The sequence below is a fragment of the Alistipes sp. An31A genome, from assembly GCF_002159425.1.
GTDB lineage: Bacteria > Bacteroidota > Bacteroidia > Bacteroidales > Rikenellaceae > Alistipes > Alistipes excrementigallinarum.
Genome location: NZ_NFIO01000008.1, coordinates 22,255 through 40,119 on the forward strand (window position 1 = coordinate 22,255; position 17,865 = coordinate 40,119).

A 17,865-nucleotide genomic window follows, 5' to 3' on the forward strand; every position below is an offset into this window, starting at 1 on the left:
AAATGAACGTTACCGACATCATCAACCGGGCGCTCGAAGAGCGGAAGACCCGTTTTGCCTTCGAGCTGCTGCCTCCCCTCAAGGGCGACGGCATGGGGGGCGTCTTCGGGGCCATCGACCCGCTCATGGAGTTCGACCCGGCCTACATCAACATCACCTTCCACCGCGAGGGCATCAAGCAGACGCAGCGCCCCGACGGCGGCATCGAATGGCACGTCGTGCGGCGCCGTCCCGGAACGGTGGGCATCTCGGCCGCCATCGAGAAGCGCTACGGCGTGACGACGGTCCCCCACCTCATCTGCGGCGGACTCTCGAAGTACGACATCGAGGATGCGCTCATCGACATGGACTTCCTGGGGCTGCACAACGTGCTGGCGCTGCGCGGCGACAAGTCGCAGAACGAGCGTCACTTCATGCCCCACCCACAGGGCCACGCCCACGCCGTGGACCTCGTCCGCCAGATTGCGGCGATGAACCGCGGCGAGTTCGTCGACGGCGAGGTGGAGGTCTGCCACCACTCGAAGTTCTCCATCGGCGTGGCGGGCTACCCCGAGACCCATCAGGAGGCCGCCTCGCCCGAGAGCGACATCGCCTTCCTGAAGGCCAAGGTCGACGCCGGCGCCTCGTACGTCGTCACGCAGCTCTTCTACGACAACGCCCGTTTCTTCGACTTCGTGCAGCGCTGCCGCGAGGCGGGCATCACCGTGCCGATTATCCCCGGCATCAAGCCCCTGTCGACCGTACGCCACCTCACGCTGCTGCCCCAGACCTTCGGCTGCCACATTCCGTGGGAGCTCGAGCGCGAGGTGCTCGCCCACCGCGACGATGCGAAGGCCGTGCGGCGCATCGGCACCGAGTGGGCCATCGCCCAGAGCCGCGAGCTGAAGCAGGCGGGCGTCCCCGTGCTCCACTACTACCCGATGGGCAAGGCCGAGAACATCATCGAGATAGCCCGGACCATCTTCTGACGACGGGCCGCCGCAGCCGGACGCCCGAAAGGGCCCGACCCCACCGTCCCGGAGCCCCCGGCAACGCCGCCACCCGAAGACCCCGACCTTGTCGTCCCCGGAGTTCCGGCAGCGCCACCCCAAAGACCTCGGAAACGCTGCCCGGAGGCGGTTGCGGCCCCATCCGCCCCGAAAAAAGAGCCGCGGGATGTTTCCTTAATTCGGAAACAATCCCTATCTTTACGCAACCTTCGGCACGGCGGCGGTCGCAACGACCCCCTCTGCGCCGCGGATGCATCTGCGCCGGAGAGGCTCCGCAGCGCACAAACATTTTGTATTTCAAGCCGATTTCAACAACAGAGACATGACCCCCGTCGAATTTCGCCGTCACCTGCATGCGCAACCCGAACTCTCGTTCGAAGAGCGCCAGACCGCCCGCTTCATCTCCGAGGAGCTCACGAAGCTGGGCATCGAGCACCGGCCCATCGCCCGTACGGGCGTTCTGGCCCGCATCGAGGGGCACGGCAACCTGCGGCGCGCCGTCGTGCTGCGCGCCGATATCGATGCACTGCCCATCGACGAACAGTGCGACGTGGCGTGGCGTTCGCAGCACCCCGGCGTGATGCACGCCTGCGGCCACGACGTGCACGCCGCCGTACTCTTCGGCGTGCTGCAGCAGCTAGCCGCCGCGCCCGACTTCGAAGGTACCCTCTTCGGGCTCTTCCAGCCCGGCGAGGAGTGCAACCCGGGCGGCGCATCGCTCGTGCTGGCCGAGAACCCCTTCGAGGGGTATGACGTGCGCGCCTTCATCGGCGAACACGTCGAGGCGCGCCTGCCGGTCGGTACGCTCGGTTTCCGCGCCGGGAAGTACATGGCCGCCAGCGACGAGCTGCGCTTCACGCTCCACGGCACGGGCGGCCACGGCGCCATGCGGCAGCAGCTCAAGGACCCCGTGGCGGCGGCCGCCGAGCTGGTGACGCGGCTGCTGGCGCTCAACAGCGAGGAGTGCGTGCTGTCGATTGGCCGCGTCGAGGCCGACGGCGCCACCAACATCGTCCCCGACAAGGTCTACATGGAGGGGACGCTGCGCACCTTCGACGAGCGCGAGCGCACCATCATCCAGCAGCGGCTGCGCAACATCGCCGCCGACATCGATGCCCGCCACGGCGTGAGCACCGGGGTCGACATCAACCGCGGCTACCCCTGCGTGGTCAACGACGAGGTGCTCACGCGGCTGGCCGTGCTGGCGGCCAAGCCCGACTTCCGGGTCGAGATGCTCCCGCTGCGCACCACGGCCGAGGACTTCGGCTTCTACTGCACGAAGTATCCGGCGATTTTCTACCGGCTGGGCGTCGGTCCCGATGCGGGACGTCCCCATACGGGCACCTTCTGCCCCGACGAACGGGCGATTCCCGCGGGCATCGACTTCATGAAACGTCTCGCCCTGCAAATATTCGAAAACTGATGACACGAAAGACGAAAACCCGCTCCGCCAAGGGTGGCGGAAAGCAAGACCGCGAGGTCGTCATTCTGGGCCTCTTCCGGGAGTTTCCCAACAATAAGTTCACGCTCAAGCACCTGGCCTCGGTCTCGGGAGGCGCCTCGAAGGAGGGGTGCCGCGAGACGTTCGACATCCTCGAGCGGCTCTTCGACCAGGGCATCGTCGAGGAGTGCTCGCGCGGCAAGTACCGCCTGACGAACTCCCACCTGCCCCACTACGAAGGCATCGCCGACATGACCTCGAGCGGCTCGCTCTACATCCGCGTCGAGGGGCTCGAGGAGGATATCTTCGTCAACCAGCGCCATGCGGCCAACGCCCTGGACGGCGACCGCGTGGAGGTGGCCGTCCTCCACAAGTCGCGCGACGGCAAGATGGAGGGCGAGGTGACGCGCATCGTCGAGCGGAGCCGCAAGCCCTATGTCGGCGTTGCGGAGGTGGGGGCCCACCAGATTTTCGTCAAGCCCGACTCGCGCAAGATGCCCATGGACATCTTCCTGCCCAAGAAGAAGTATCCCCAGGTCAAGGACGGCGAGAAGGTGGTGGTCCGCATCGCCGAATGGGCGCTCGGCAGCAAGAGCCCCGTGGGCGAGCTGGTCGACGTGCTGGGCCTTGCGGGCAACAACGACACGGAGATGCACGCCATCCTGGCCGAATACGACCTCCCCTACCGCTTCGAGCCCGAAATCGAGGAGGCGGCCCAGGCCATCGACGGCCGCATCACGCAGCAGGAGATTGACCGCCGGCGCGACTTCCGCCGCGTAACCACCTTCACCGTAGACCCGGCCGACGCCAAGGACTTCGACGACGCGCTCTCAATCCGCCGCATCAGCGACGGCGTATGGGAGGTGGGCGTCCACATCGCCGACGTGACGCACTACGTCCATCCCCACGACACGATTGACACCGAGGCCGAGGAGCGCGGCACGTCGGTCTATCTGGTCGACCGCACCGTTCCGATGCTTCCCGAGCGCCTCTCGAACGAGCTCTGCTCGCTGCGGCCCCACGAGGCGAGCCTCTGCTTCTCGGCCGTCTTCACCATCAACGAGAACCTCGAGCTGCTCGACGAGTGGTTCGGCCGCACGGTCATCTATTCGGACCGCCGCTTCACCTACGCCGAGGCGCAGGAGGTCATCGAGACCGGAAAGGGCGACTATGCCGAGGAGATTCTGACGCTCAACCGGCTGGCCCAGGCGCTGCGCCGCGAACGCTTCAAGCACGGCGCCATCTCGTTCGACCGCGAGGAGGTGAAGTTCCGCCTCGACGAGTCGGGCAAGCCGCTGGGGGTCTACATCAAGGAGCAGAAGGAGTCGAACCAGATGATTGAGGAGTTCATGCTGCTGGCCAACCGCCGCGTGGCCGAGTTCTGCGGCCGCCGCAAGACCGAAAAGGGGCGCCATGTCGAGCGCACGATGGTCTACCGCGTCCACGACACGCCGAGCGAGGAGAAGCTTGACCGCTTCCGCCAGTTCATCCTCCGCTTCGGCCACATCTTCAAGGCGACCAAGGGGCGCGCCGTGGCCAAGGAGCTCAACAAGCTCTTCGCCCAAATCAAGGGCACGACCGAGGAGAACGCCGTGACGACGATGGCCGTCCGCTCGATGGCCAAGGCCTACTACTCGACCGACAACATCGGCCACTACGGCCTCGCCTTCCCCTACTACACGCACTTCACCTCGCCCATCCGCCGCTATCCCGACATGATGGTCCACCGGCTGCTGGCCCGCTACCTCGAAGGGGGCCGCTCGGCCGACAAGGAGACGCTCGAGAAGCTCTGCGTGCATGCCTCGGAGCGCGAGGTGATAGCCGCCGAGGCCGAACGAGCCTCCATCAAGTACAAGATGGTGGAGTTCATGAAGGAGCGCATCGGGCAGGAGTTCGACGGACACATCTCGGGGCTGACCGAGTGGGGCGTCTATGTCGAACTGGACGAGACGCACATCGAGGGTATGTCCTTCCTGCGCGACATCCCGGGCGACTACTACGCCTTCGACGAGCAGCGCTACGAGATTGTGGGGCGCTCGACGGGCCGCCGCTTCACGCTGGGCGACGCCGTGCGCATCCGCGTCAAGAGCGCCGACCTGCGCAAGCGTCAGCTCGACTTCGAGCTGGTGCTGCCCGACGCGGCACCGAAGACCGCTCCGGGCAGGCCGTCACCTTCGGACGAGCACCAGGCTCCGGCTTCACACGGACACCGTCCGCGCCGCAGACACTGAGCGCATACCTTATTTATAACCATACACCCCGACGGCAAAGCGGCTCTGCGCCAGGGACCACGGGGTTCGGCAACGGGCGGGAATCCGGCACATACGGATTCCCGCCCGCTTTGTCTGCACCGCTCCCGCACCGGCCGGGAGTTCCGACACGGTCGAATTCGAAAGCTATTCGAAAGTTATTCAAAATCAGGGCAACCGTTCCTTACACTCCGCCTGCGCCAATATCCGAAATCGGTCAACATACACAAAAGCGTCCATCGACACGCACTGTATTGAGAAAAAAAGTTTTCAGTCAAAAAAGATAAAATTCGGGATTGCCGTTTTGAAAAAAATTTCGTAATATTATTGCGGCCGTGTTGTTTGAAGACCGGGTCGGTCAGGCGTATACCGCCCCGGAGAGAGCCGACGCCCCCTCCCCCGTTTCGCAGGAGCGGGTTTCGTTTTATAAACCAACCAGCATAGAGTAACCCAACGATAATGGCCGAACGGAGGGGCCATTTAATCCTCCGCAATTGTTTAACCCCCTTAAGTACCTTTTATGAAAAACCCATTTCTCAAGTTTCTGCTGATGGGCGCCCTGCTCGCAGGCGCAGCAGGATGCTCGGAGGACAACACCTAAGGTGCGGCACCAAGCTTCGCCATCACGGTTCCGACGTCCGAAAACTATCAGGTCACCGTGGCTGAATCGGCCAAAGCCGGCGACGAAGGTCCCCTGAGCATTGTTCCGGCCGAAGGCATGGAAATCGTTACGGTCCACTATAACGAGGAGCCCTGCACGTTCGTCTCCTCGGATGCCGAGACCAACACCTTCAACTACACCTTCACGATGCCGGCCAGCGACGTGACGCTCAACATCGAGGTGCGTGAAATGGCCCCGACCGAGTATTCGATTTACTACGACAACTCCGACACCTTCAACTTCGTGAACGTTCCCCAGTCGGCCGTTTCGGGAACCGAGATTACCTTCTACGTCAACGTCACGGACCTTTCGCTCGGTATCACCAGCATAGCCTACGGTTCGGAGTTGGGCGAGTTCTGCAAGCAGGAGGGCGACGTGAAGCTGCAGCCCGACTACAAGCTGTACACCTTCAAGTTCACGATGCCGGCTCACGACGTATCTCTGGACGTTACCACCGCTACCGAGTACAACGACATCACGCTTGAAGGCGACGATTACGCCTACATCAACATGCTCAACGCCCTGGTAAAGGACGACAACGGCGACCCCGTGCTCGACGAGGACGGCAACAAGATGTACCGCGGTTTCTACAATCAGGTCGTACAGTTCACCTATGAGGTCGACCTGGGCTACAACTACTCGGTAACCATCGTCGGCAAGCGCACCGGCACCCACTACGAAGACCAGACGATTTTCGAGGACAACGGCTGGGACTTCAACAGCTACTGGACGCTCGTCATGCCGGCCGAGCCCCTCACCATGACCATCAAATCGAGCGAGAAGAACGACTTCGTAGGCAAGGCACTGGTCGGCAACTACAAGGGCTTCTTCATCAACACGACCCAGCTCGGCAAGCTGGAGCGCTACGACGCCACGACGCTCGAGGCCGAGATTAAGTCGAACACCGCATTCTCGGTGAAGACCACCGACGCAAACAAGTTCGACTTCCAGGGCATGATTAGCTACGACGAGTCGACCAAGCAGTTCGCATACAACGCAGCATCGTGCGAGTTCTACGGTCTGTCGGGCCGTTACGACGATGAGATGACCGTCGCATGGGTAAGCAACCTGCTCGAGGATATGCCGGACAACGTCCGCTTCTACATCATGAGCAAGAACGACCTTTCGAGCTTCATCTCGGCCGGCAACGCAGGCGGCAGCAAGTACCTGCTCGAGGTCAAGACGTCGACGGGCACCGCATACTACCTCTTCGAGCGCGAGGGCTACCAGCTCACCAAGGTTGACATGGAGTTCACCAACGGAGAATCGCTCGGCGACGCTTCGGCAACGGGCTTCGTTATGAAGGAGGGCGAGAAGCTGCTCCAGTACACCTATGACGGCAGCACGACGAACCTCATCGAGAAGGGCAAGGAGGCCGGCAGCTACAAGCCTGCAAGCGGCTCGGGTGACGAGCTGGTACTCGACGGCTTCGGCGGCGGCAAGATTGGCACGAAGGAGGGTACCTACACCATCTCCGACGGCATCGTTACGCTGACCTGCGACGGTCAGGAGACCAAGTACAACATCGACATGAACGCCAAGACCTACAGCCCCATCGCCGATGAGGGCGAGTGGAACGGTCCCACCGACTTCTATGTCGAGGGAAGCCAGCTTGCCCACGATGGCGGCAAGGATGTCAAGGGTTGCATCAAGATATCAATTGACAAGAATGCCATCGGTAACCCTGACAAGGGTAAGGCCTACTTTGTCGCTCAGTACTGGAGCTCCAGCTACAAATTTGAGGATGTCCTCTCCGCTCTTGTAACCTACGTCTACGACCCGTCGGCCAAGACGCTGACGCTCTCGCAGATAGGTGCAGGTACCGCCGACGGTGGATATGGACGCATCGACATCGTTCTCTCCGTATCGGATGACAAGAGGACGCTGACCTTTACCGGCATCGACCGCATCTATGCGCAATTTAACGGTTCGCGCTACGTAACGGTTACGGACCTCGCTGTTCCGGCTCAGGAGTAACCCGAACAAGTTGAATGAGGCGCAACACCTCATTCAACGAATCAAAGAGGAGCGACAATCCTTCACGGATTGCCGCTCCTCTCTTTTTTGTCTCCGTTGACCACGCGCAGGCCCCACTCCCCGCGGTATATTATCCGGGCGATTAGCCCCTCCTTACGCTCCCGGCGGAGGAGAGCGAATGCCGGCTCACCTTTCTCTTCCCCTCACTTTTTCCTCACCTTTCTCCCCGACCTTTCTTTCTCACCTCCCCCTTCACCTTTCTCCCTCCTTTTCCTCTCCTTTCCTCACCTTTCTCCTCCACTTTTCTCTCCTCCACTTTTCTCCCCTCACCTAGCTCCTCCAACCGGCCGACTTCGGCATCGGCGTCCTGCCCGTTTCCCGGCAGTGCACCCCGTCCTCAACTGCCCCGCCCCCCCACACAGACTTTCGACCAATATGGACTAACACCTCCATGCTGCCGGCTCAACCAGAGCAAGGCAACGAATAGCATGGTGAGGGGGGGCGGAGGAGATGGACGGGGAGGATGGGCAAAGGGGATGGACAAAGGAGATGGACGGAGAGGATAGACGGAGAGGATGGACAAGAGGGATGGGCAAAGGAGATGGACGAAGGGGTTGGGCGAAGGGGATGAGCGAAGGGGATGAGCGGAGGGGATGAGCGGAGGAGATGGGCGGAGGAGATGGGCGGAGGAGATGGGCGGAGGAGATGGATGCGGCGGGCCCCAAACCAAGGGAGACAGGCGACGCTGAGGCGGGAATCCTAAGAATGGACGGTGCAGCGGCGAATGGAGGTCAAGAGAGTCAGGAGGCAGGAACAAAAGCCGACGAACGGCTGGGTCAAGAAGCGGCAGACGGGAGACAGGGCCGGAAAACGCCGGCAAAAGGTACCGGGAACGGCGAGCTCAAGGGGTCGAGAACGTTGACAAAAGGAACCGAAAACAGCGAGCTCAAGGAACCGAAAACGCCGGCAAAAAGGACCAGGAATGACGAGCTCAAGGAACCGGGGACACCGGTAGTAAAAGGGGTGAAACCGACGGAAGCAAAATGAGCAATGGACAGCGGCGCAGCGGCGGGCACAAAAAGCCGATGGACAGCAGCGGGCACAAAAAAACGATGGACAGCAGCGGGCACAAAAAAACGGCCGGAACCCGCTGGGGTTCCGGCCGTCAGGCAGCATCGTGCGATTAGCGTACGATGTTGGCAATCAGGAAGGTGGCAGCCACCGTCAGAATGGCGTAGAGCTCCGGGAAAGCGGCCAGAATCAGCGTCTTACCCATCACGTCGTGACCGTTACCCACGGCTGCGATACCGTTGGCGCAGACCTTGCCCTGATAGATGGCAGCGGCGAAGTTCACGATGCCGACCAGAATACCGGCACCCAGAACGGCGCAGGCCTGAACCATCGAGGGGCTCGAAAGGAAGCCCTGTACCATGAAGAAGCAGACGAATCCGTAAAGGCCCTGCGAACCGGGAAGCGCCGAAAGAATCATGTAGCTACCGAAAGCCGAGTTGTTCTTTTTCATGGCTCCGACCGCCGCCTGGCCGCAAATCGAAGTACCGATGGCAGAACCGATACCTGCCAGACCTACCATCAAGGCCACACCGACGTAGGCCAATACCAAAGCTGTTGTTTCCATAGTTTTAGAATGAGTTTTGTTGTTATTGTTGTTTTTTACTTATCCATTTTGCGCAGCGGGTCGAACGAGCGGGTGCCCATTTCGAAGCCTGCATTCTTGTAAAACTCCACAAACGTCAGACGCATCGGGTGGACGAACGACGAGATGGTGGACATGAAGAGGTTGATGCCGTGACCGATGAGCAGAATCGGCAGCATGATGAGAATCCGGCCCACGATGCCTGCATCGTCGGGCACGAAGCCCTCGGCCAGCGAGTTGAAGACCAGCGCCAGCACACCGCCCGAGAGGCCGATGGCGAAGAGGCGGATGTACGACAGCACGTCGCTCAGGAGTCCCGTCACGTTGTTGTAGAAGTTCCAGACGCCCGCTCCGAGGTTCAGCAGCGGGTTGCGGCCCGGCGAATTGAGGAAGAGCATGAGGAACACACCGATGCCGAGCACGGCGTAGAAGGCCGGCGACGAGGTGGTGAAGCCCGGAATGACCCACGCCTCGTTGAGCATCGGAAGACCTCCGGCTACCGAACCGCCCAGCAGGATGAGGAACCATCCCAGCGAGCCGAGCGCGTGGCTGATGCCGAAGGTGCGCGTCGTGGTGACGATGCTGATGAGCATGCCGAAGAGAATCTGCACCATGCCGATGGCCAGTGCCACGGAGAAGAAGTTGTTCTGGAAGTCGTAGAAGCGGAACAGCGGTTCACCGTCGGCGCCCGTCGGCACCCAGCTCTGCATGCTTACGCCGAAGAACGACCCGCAGAAGCCGCCGAAGAGCACCGTGGCGATGGCGCACATCGTGGCGAACCATGCGGCGCGGCGCATCATGCCCGGCTTGCGGTTCTTGTGAAGCATCCAGAGGCCCATGGCCAGCAGCACCAGGCCGTAGCCGGCGTCGTTGAGGCAGATGCCGAAGAAGAGCATGTAGAAGGGGGCGAAGTAGGGCGTCAGGTCGATGGTGCCGTACTTCGGACGGGCGTACATGTCGCCCACCATCTCGAAGATGCGGGCGAACCAACCGTTGCGCAGCTGCACGGGGGTATTGTCCTCGGGCGTGGGGTCCGACTTGATGTAGACCACGTTGGGATACTGCTCCAGCAGGGCGTCCACCCGCTCGGAGGTTGCCTTTTCGGCCCATCCCTCCAGAACGAGCAGCGTGCCGTCGGCCTCCTGACGGGCCGTCTCCGTCACGCGGAGCGCCTGCAGGCGCTCCTTGAGCGACGCGGCATGCTCGGCGAGCAGCTGCTCCGAGGCGGCAACGCGCGAGAATTCGGCGTCGAGGGCCTCAAGCCGTGCCCGCGTCTCGGCGATGCGGCGCTCCGCCTCGCGGATGTCCATCGTCGGGGCCTTCATCTCCTGAGCGTCGAGGTTCACCTCCTGGCCCGGAGCGGCGACCACTACAAAGTAGGCCGTCGACTCGCCGCGGTGGATGAGCTCGAGCGTATACTCTTCGGCCCACTCGGCGGCATACTTGTCGTAGGCCGAAGCGGGTGCCGAGAAGTAACGCAGCACGATGCCCTGCTCCGAGAGGCGGCGCAGGCTCTCGACCGAGAACTCGCCCCAGGGGCGCAGCTCGTCGGCGCTCTTCTCGAGGCGGGCGATTTCGGCATTGAGCGCCGCAGCCTGCTTCGAGGCGGCCGCATAGTGGCGGTAGGCCTCCTCGCCCGTGGAGAAGGGTTCGGCGTCGGCCTTGAAGCGCTCCTTCTCCTCGCGGAACGTCCGCAGGAAGTCGGCCGCCTTGGCGTGGCCTTCGATGTCGAGCAGCAGCTGGCGGTCCTCCTCCGAGGGCTCCCAGCCCGTCGTGGTGATGTCGACCAGACCCAGTTCACGCAGCCGTTCGATAAAGTCCTCGCTCTGTGCCGCATAGAGCACAAAGTCGTATTTCGACATTTTCGCTATCATAACATCGAGCCCTCCCCGGCCTGCTGCTGTTTGGTCTTCACAATCTTCTGGGCGGATTTCGAGAGGTTCTCCTCATCCTCCATGAAGCGTTTGATTTTACGTATGGCGTCCTCGTACCCCGGTATCTGCACCTTTTCGTACAAGTTCACCTTCTGAGTGGTTTTGCGACGTGCGAAATCCAGAAGCTCCATCTTGCGGTTGTAGACCTCGTACTCGATGCCCAGGCGCGCCAGGTTCTTGAGAATCTCCACTCCGTCGGCATACCACACCGGCGAGGAGAAGAGGTCGTAGGGCTTCTGTTCGAACTTCACCTCGGAGAGCTGCGGCGTACGGACGCCCGCAATCTTCTGAACCGAAAGTTCGATGTCCGCAATGCGCAACAAGTCCGTATCGAACTCTCCCCACAGCGACACCATGTAGTCGTAGCGCTGCTTGAGCGCCTCCAACTGCCGCTGGTAGTCGCCGGCGGAGTCCTTCGCCTTCTTGACCTCGGAGCGCAGGGCCGACTCCTTGCTCTTGATGGTAGGGAGCGCCTTCTGCCGCATCTTCAGCTGCTTGCCGAGTTCGCCGAGCGAAGTCTTGTTGTATTGAAACTTGATTGCCATTGCTCCGTAGCTTATGCTTTCCAGTATTTCTTGATGAGCTCCTCCTTGATGGCCACCTCCTCACGCGAGAAGTACTTGGCGAAGAGCGTCCAGGCCGTATCGAGCATCTCGGTGATGCTGATGTTCACGTCGATGGCCAGCAGCTTCTCGGAGTAGTCGTGGGCGAAGCGCAGCGTACGCTCGTCGTAGTCCGAGAGGTCGAAACCGTTCTCGAGCTTCGTCTTGGCGTTGGCCGCATCGGCGTAGAGGCGCACGCAGGCGTTCATCACCTGGGGGTGGTCCTCACGCGTCTTCTTGCCGATAACCAGCTGCTTGAGTCGCGACAGCGAACGGAACGGGTCGACGATGACCTTGCCCGTATCGGAGTCGTTGCGCAGGAAGAGCTGACCCTCGGTGATGTAACCCGTGTTGTCGGGCACGGCGTGGGTGATGTCGCCGCCCGAGAGGGTCGTCACGGCGATAATCGTAATCGAACCGCCGTTGGGCAGCTGCACGGCCTTCTCGTAGATTTTCGCCAGGTCCGAATAGAGCGAACCGGGCATCGAGTCCTTCGAGGGAATCTGGTCCATACGGTTCGAGACGATGGCCAGCGCGTCGGCGTAGAGCGTCATGTCGGTGAGCAGCACCAGCACCTTCTCGCCCTTGTCCACGGCGAAGTATTCGGCGGCCGTCAGCGCCATGTCGGGCACGAGCAGTCGCTCGACGGGCGGGTTCTCGGTCGTGTTGACGAACGAAACGATGCGGTCAAGCGCACCGGCGTTCTCGAAGACCGCCTTGAAGTAGAGGAAGTCGTCGTTGGTAAGACCCATGCCGCCCAGGATAATCTTGTCGGCCTTGGCACGCAGCGCCACGTTGGCCATCACGGCGTTGTAGGGCTGGTCGGGGTCGGCGAAGAAGGGAATCTTCTGACCCGTCACGATGGTGTTGTTCAAGTCGATACCGGCGATACCCGTGGCGATGAGCTCCGAAGGCTGGATACGCTTGAAGGGGTTGACCGTCGGGCCGCCGATTTCGCGCGCCTCGCCCTCCAGCTGCTCGCCACCCTCGAGCGGTTCGCCGTAGGCATTGAAGAAGCGGCCGGCGAGGTTGTCCGAGACGCGGAGCTTCGGGGGCTCGCCGTGGAAAATCACCTCCGAGTCGGTGGCGATGCCCTCCGTGCCGGCGAACACCTGCAGGGTGACGTTCTCACCCATGATTTTCACCACCTGAGCCAGCTTGCCGCCGACGGTGGCCAGCTCGTCGTTGCCGACGCCCGACGCCTTGAGCGTCACCGTGGCCTTGGTGATGTTGTCGATTTTGGTATATATCTTCTGAAATGCACGTGTTGTCATATTCTTCCGCTTTATTTGGATTGTTCACTCACATACTCCACGATTTGCTTGCGGTAGTTCTCGAACTTCTCCGACTTCCACTCCGAGTAGTTCATCTGGCGGAAGAGGTTGATGAGTCCCTTGAAGAACTGCGAGCACTGCTCGAAATCGGCGAAGCCGAAGTCCTTACGGCAGATGTCGAGCACCATCTCGTACATCATCTTCTGACGTTCGATGGGGCAGTTGGCGTCGATGTCGTCGAAGGCGTCCTGCTGCAGGATGACGAAGTCGAGCAGCTCCGACTTCCAGAAGCGCTCGTGGTACTCCACGGGCACGCCGTCGTCACCCAGGATGTTGATTTGGTCGTTGGCCTCCTTGCCGCGCTGGACAATCGTCTTGCCGGCATAGACCATGTCGACCCAGTTCTTGCCGATGTGCTCGTCGAGGTACTCGCGGATTTCGGGATACTCCAGATACTTCGAGTAGGAGTCCAGCGGGTCGATGGCCGGGTAGCGCTTCGAGTCGGCGCGGCCCTGCGAGAGGGCGTAGAAGCAGCGCGCCGCCTTCTTGGTCGACTCGGTCACCGGCTCCTTGAGGTTACCGCCGGCAGGCGACACCGTACCGAGGAAGGTTACCGAACCCGTCTGGCCGTTGTAGAGCTTCACCAGACCGGCACGTGCATAGAAGTTGGAGATGATGGCCGAGAGGTCCATCGGGAAGGCGTCCTGACCGGGAAGCTCCTCCAGACGGTTCGACATCTCACGCAGCGCCTGGGCCCAGCGCGACGTCGAGTCGGCCATGACCAGCACCTTGAGACCCATCGAGCGGTAGTACTCGCCGATGGTCATACCCGTATAGACCGACGCCTCACGCGCGGCGACGGGCATGTTCGACGTATTGCAGATGATGATGGTGCGCTCCATGAGCTTGTGGCCCGTACGGGGGTCGACCAGCTCGGGGAACTCCTTGAAAATCTCGACCACCTCGTTGGCACGCTCGCCGCACGCCACCATGATGATGATGTCGGCCTCGGCCTGCTTCGAAATGGCGTGCTGAAGCACCGTCTTGCCGGCGCCGAACGGGCCCGGGATGAAGCCCGTACCGCCCTCGGCCATGGGGTTGAAGGTGTCGATGGCGCGCACGCCCGTCTCCATCACGCGCGAGGGGCGCGGCTTCTCCGTATAGCAGCGGATTGCCTGCTTGACGGGCCACTTCTGGACCATCGTGATGTTGTGGTCATGCCCTTCGGCGTCGGTCACCACGGCCACCGTGTCGGTCACCTTGTACTTGCCGGGAGCCGCCACGCTCTTGACCGTATAGGTATCGGTCATCGTGAAGGGGACCATAATCTTGTGGGCCACCCACTGCTCCTGCACCTCGCCGAGCCACGATGCGGCCGAGACCTTGTCACCGGCCTTGGCCAGCGGCTTGAACTCCCACAGCGCCTCGAAGTCGACCGGGTCGGTAATCGAACCGCGGGCGATGAACAGACCGTCCATCTTCTCGAGGTCGTTCTGCAGACCGTCGTAGTTGCGCGAAAGCATGCCCGGGGCGAGCGTCACCTCGAGCATGTGGCCTTCGAATTCGACCTTGTCGCCGATTTTGAGGCCGCGGGTGCTGTCGAACACCTGCACATAGGCGTTGTCGCCCACGACCTTGATGACTTCGGCCATCATTCTGGTATCTCCGACGTACACGTGACAGATTTCGTTCTGGCCCACGGGTCCGTCGGCCTTGACAATCACGATATTGGAGATGATACCGTTTACACGTCCTGTAGTTTTCATCGTATGATTGTTTTTACTTATTTATCAACTCCTTGCCGTCCAGCTCGGCCAGCAGCCGGTTGAACATCTCGCGACCGCGCGCCGCATCGAGCCGCGCCCAGCGGGCCACGATGTTGATGCGGACCAGATACGAGAGTATGGCGTTTATATTGAAATAGTCGAACGTCGCCAGCTCGGAGGCCTCCTCCCAGCGGACCAGGTCGATTTTGCGCTCCTTCTCCATGAGGTTGGCCTCGTCGTTCATCGCCGCGATGACCGAGTCGATGAAGGGAAGTTCGCCCCGCAGGCCGAAATCGGCGGCCGAGCTGCGCTGCAGCTGTTCGGCCACGTCGCCTCCCCCCACGACCACCTCCTCGACCGGGCGCGAGGCGGCGCGGGCGGCCAGTGCGGCCATAACGTTGCGCAGCGTGCGGTCGAATTCGGACCAGGCACGCAGGAAGCGGCTCCGCGAGCGGCGGCAGGCGTCGTAGTAGGCGGCGAAGAGCGTCGTCTCGAAGCGGCGCGACGTATCGACCTCCTCGGCCTCCTCGCCTTCGGGGTCGGCGTAGGCCTTCACCACGCGGGCGATGCCCTGCGGCAGACGCGACGGCGCCTTGAGCTCCTGCTCGAGCTCCTCGCGCGAGAGGTTGCCCAGCGGGTTGTGGGCCGAGCGGCCCGCCCGCAGCGCGAGGATGTTTTCGCAGTCGTAGTAGCCGTAGAGCAGACGCACCTCCGAGGCGTCCGACGCGCAGACCCCGTCGAGAATCTCCTCGACGATGCCCTTCGCATCAAAGCCCTTGGTGTCGGCGTCGAGCGCATACTCGCGCAGTCCGGCGACCAGACTGTAATAGTTCCGCGAGGACATGACTATTCGGCCTTAAAGAGAAGTTCCGACACCTTGTCGCGGAGGTACTCGCCCAGCAGCGCGTCGAAATCCGCGTCGGAGAACGAGATGTAGTAGCCGCCGTCCTTGGCCGCCACCTTGAATCCGCTCTTCACATCCTTCGAATAACCCACCTCGATGCCGCCGGCCAGCAGCTCCTTGACGCTTGCGGCGAAGGCGGCATCGAACTCCTTGCGCTGAGCCTCGGGCAGCAGGGCGCGGAGCTCCACCTTGCCAGCGTCGGCTCCGTTCCAGTTGCGGGCTACGGCCAGCAGCATCTCCTTGAGGAAGGCGGGGTCCGCTACGCTCTGCTTCACCCCTTCCGAGATGCTCCGGGCGACAATCGCGCCGCTCAGCTCGGCCTTGATTTTCGAGACGGCCTGCTTGCCGGCGAGCGAAATCTCGGTGAGCGTGTTCTTGGCGACATCCTCAGCCTTGGCCTCGGCCTGTTTGACGATGCCGGCCGCCTGATTGCGGGCCTCTTCCACGATGGCGGCAGCCTGTGTCTTGGCTTCGGCGACCAGACGTTCCGCTTCGGCGCGACCTTTCTCCAGCCCCTCGTCGTAGAGTTTCTGGGTCAATTGTTGAAGTTTGTTTTCCATTTTGTTATACAGTTTAATCGTCGATTTTCATTTTGCGCACACAAATATAGAAAAGTTTCTCCACAAACCGCATCCGAATGTAACAATTTATTCTCCAAAGGAACAATATCGTCTGCAAATCGACAAAATTCGGTCACAGAAGCTGTCGAACCGCAAGACGGAGCGGCCTGCAGGGGACGAAAAAGGCGGCGGAAGCAACTTCCGCCGCCCGAACTTCATGCGGTCCGAGATATTACCCGGGTATTTTCCGGGAGGCCTCGCGCGGAGCTCCGCACAAGGTGCAGACGAGGAGCACCGGAGCGTTACGGGGATACCTCTCCGGCAGCCGCACGCCGTCCCGTCACTGCTGATGCTGGGGGCGCAGCAGGTCCTGGACCACCTTCACGGGCGAGAAGGTGGTGATGGGCACGTCGACGAAGATGGTGTTCCAGCGCGCCATGGCTCCGTTCCAGAGGCCCGGCAGCTCCTGGGCGCGCAGCGGACGGCCGCCGCTCGACTTCGACGAGATGAAGCCCGTCGAGGGGTCGGTGTAGCGCCTCAGGTCGAACTTCCCGCCCGAGACGTTGCGCACGCCGCAGACCAGGTCCACGGGGTTGAAGTGCGTGGCCTGCTTCATGAGCGGCATGTCGTCGGGCGAAATCTGGCTCGACTCGGCAATCTGCAGCGACTGCGTGCCGTCGGGGTTGCCCACCCAGAAGGGGCCGCCGCCCGGCTCGCCCTCGTTGCGGACCATGCCGCAAAGGCGGATGGGGCGGTCGAGCACCGCACGCAGCAGCGCCGCATCGTATTCGGCGGGCAGCTTCACGCAGAGGCGCTGCTCGATGAAGCCGGCTACGGCGGTGAGGTCGGCCGTGCCGGCATCGAGCGCCCGCAGGTGAGCGAAGGTCTCCTGCTGCAGTTCGAGCAGCAGGCCGGCCAGCACTTTCTTATAAAGGACCGTGTCGCCGCGGCGGGCGTCGGTGGTCACGTTGTCGATGTTCTTGATGAAGATGAGGTCGGCGTCGATGTCGTTCAGGTTCTCAATCAGCGCGCCGTGGCCCGCCGGACGGAAGAGCAGCGAGCCGTCCTCCTGACGGAAGGGGGTGTTGTCGGGGTTGACGGCGATGGTGTCGGTCGAGGGCTTCTGGACCGAGTAGGAGATGTCGTAGCGGATGCCGAAACGCTTCTCGTAGGCGGGAATCCGCGCCGCAAGCAGCGACTTGAACTCCTCCATGTGTTCGGGCGAGACGGTGAAGTGGATGCGCGCCACACCGTGCGACGAGGCGTATGCGGCCCCCTCGACCAGATGCTCTTCGGCCGCCTTGCGCGCCCCTTCGGGATAGGCGTGGAAGGTGACCAGCCCCTTGGGCTTCGAGCCGTAGCCGAGCCCCTCGCCGACGATGCAGCGGACGATGGTCTTGTCGTCGGCGCCGGCCGGCAGCACGGCCTTCAGTTCGGGCCAGAAGGCGAACTTCTCGATGTTGTCGAGCAGCGTGTCGATGCCCTTGCCGCGCTTGTCCTCGTTGATGAACTCGAAGAGCTCCTTGAACATGCGCGTCGCGGCGCCCGACGCCGGCACGAACTTCACCACGCCGAGGCCTTCGGCCGCGCGGTCGTAGCGTTCGGCCGCAGCCTGAGCCTCCTCACGGGAGAGCACGCGCACGCCGTCCCCGGGCGAGGCGGCGCGGACGACCTTCAGAAAGGGGAATCCCCGACGGAAATTTTCGAGTTGCTGTTCCACGGCCTCGGTCGTGAGTCCGTGTTGCTGTATTTGAAGCAGGTCTTCGGAGGTAAACATGGGTTTATGGGTTTTGGTTTTCGTTTTCGGTGTTTGGGGACCGGTCATCGGGTTCCGTGTATCAAAGTTATAAAATA

12 protein-coding genes are annotated in these 17,865 nt (G+C 62.0%); 4 read left to right on the forward strand and 8 right to left on the reverse strand.

What is annotated here, in order from left to right; translation table 11 throughout:
• Nucleotides 1–2 precede the first annotated feature (2 nt).
• From B5F90_RS07865 to B5F90_RS07880, 4 genes are all read left to right on the forward strand, one after another.
• Nucleotides 3–968 carry a methylenetetrahydrofolate reductase gene (locus B5F90_RS07865; protein ID WP_087362256.1) on the forward strand — a complete coding sequence of 322 codons (966 nt, stop codon included), beginning with the start codon at nt 3–5 and terminating at the stop codon, nt 966–968.
• Between the two features lie 343 nt (nt 969–1,311).
• The gene (locus B5F90_RS07870) at nt 1,312–2,412 is read left to right on the forward strand and encodes a M20 family metallopeptidase (protein WP_087362257.1); all 1,101 of its coding nucleotides are present in this window, start codon (nt 1,312–1,314) and stop codon (nt 2,410–2,412) included.
• Nucleotides 2,412–4,661, forward strand: coding sequence for a ribonuclease R (gene rnr, locus B5F90_RS07875; RefSeq protein WP_087362258.1), 2,250 nt, complete (start codon nt 2,412–2,414; stop codon nt 4,659–4,661). Before B5F90_RS07870 ends, rnr begins: the two co-directional genes overlap by 1 nt.
• A gap of 676 nt (nt 4,662–5,337) precedes the next feature.
• Nucleotides 5,338–7,317, forward strand: a complete 1,980-nt coding sequence (locus tag B5F90_RS07880; RefSeq protein ID WP_087362259.1) for a hypothetical protein — start codon at nt 5,338–5,340, stop codon at nt 7,315–7,317.
• A gap of 1,183 nt (nt 7,318–8,500) precedes the next feature.
• Here the strand turns inward: B5F90_RS07880 and B5F90_RS07885 are convergent.
• The 8 genes from B5F90_RS07885 to B5F90_RS07920 all read right to left on the reverse strand — a co-directional run bounded on the left by B5F90_RS07885 (nt 8,501) and on the right by B5F90_RS07920 (nt 17,788).
• Nucleotides 8,501–8,953, reverse strand: coding sequence for an ATPase (locus B5F90_RS07885; RefSeq protein WP_087362260.1), 453 nt, complete (start codon nt 8,951–8,953; stop codon nt 8,501–8,503).
• 35 nt (nt 8,954–8,988) lie between these two features.
• A complete protein-coding gene (locus B5F90_RS07890; RefSeq protein WP_239307766.1) occupies nt 8,989–10,845 on the reverse strand; it encodes a V-type ATPase 116kDa subunit family protein in 1,857 nt (618 codons plus the stop codon).
• Nucleotides 10,842–11,450 (reverse strand): V-type ATP synthase subunit D, encoded by a 609-nt coding sequence (locus B5F90_RS07895; protein ID WP_087362262.1) that lies wholly within the window; start codon nt 11,448–11,450, stop codon nt 10,842–10,844. The genes B5F90_RS07890 and B5F90_RS07895 overlap by 4 nt, the downstream gene beginning before the upstream one ends.
• Nucleotides 11,451–11,461: 11 nt before the next feature.
• A complete protein-coding gene (locus B5F90_RS07900) occupies nt 11,462–12,781 on the reverse strand; it encodes a V-type ATP synthase subunit B (RefSeq protein WP_087362263.1) in 1,320 nt (439 codons plus the stop codon).
• Between the two features lie 11 nt (nt 12,782–12,792).
• Entirely contained in the window at nt 12,793–14,547 is a 1,755-nt protein-coding gene (locus B5F90_RS07905) for a V-type ATP synthase subunit A (RefSeq protein WP_087362264.1), read from the reverse strand.
• A gap of 13 nt (nt 14,548–14,560) precedes the next feature.
• Nucleotides 14,561–15,391 carry a DUF2764 family protein gene (locus B5F90_RS07910; RefSeq protein WP_087362265.1) on the reverse strand — a complete coding sequence of 277 codons (831 nt, stop codon included), beginning with the start codon at nt 15,389–15,391 and terminating at the stop codon, nt 14,561–14,563.
• Between the two features lie 2 nt (nt 15,392–15,393).
• Nucleotides 15,394–16,011, reverse strand: a complete 618-nt coding sequence (locus tag B5F90_RS07915) for a hypothetical protein (RefSeq protein ID WP_087362266.1) — start codon at nt 16,009–16,011, stop codon at nt 15,394–15,396.
• A 340-nt stretch (nt 16,012–16,351) separates the two neighbouring features.
• A complete protein-coding gene (locus tag B5F90_RS07920; protein ID WP_087362267.1) occupies nt 16,352–17,788 on the reverse strand; it encodes a DUF4301 family protein in 1,437 nt (478 codons plus the stop codon).
• Between the last annotated feature and the right edge of the window lie 77 nt (nt 17,789–17,865).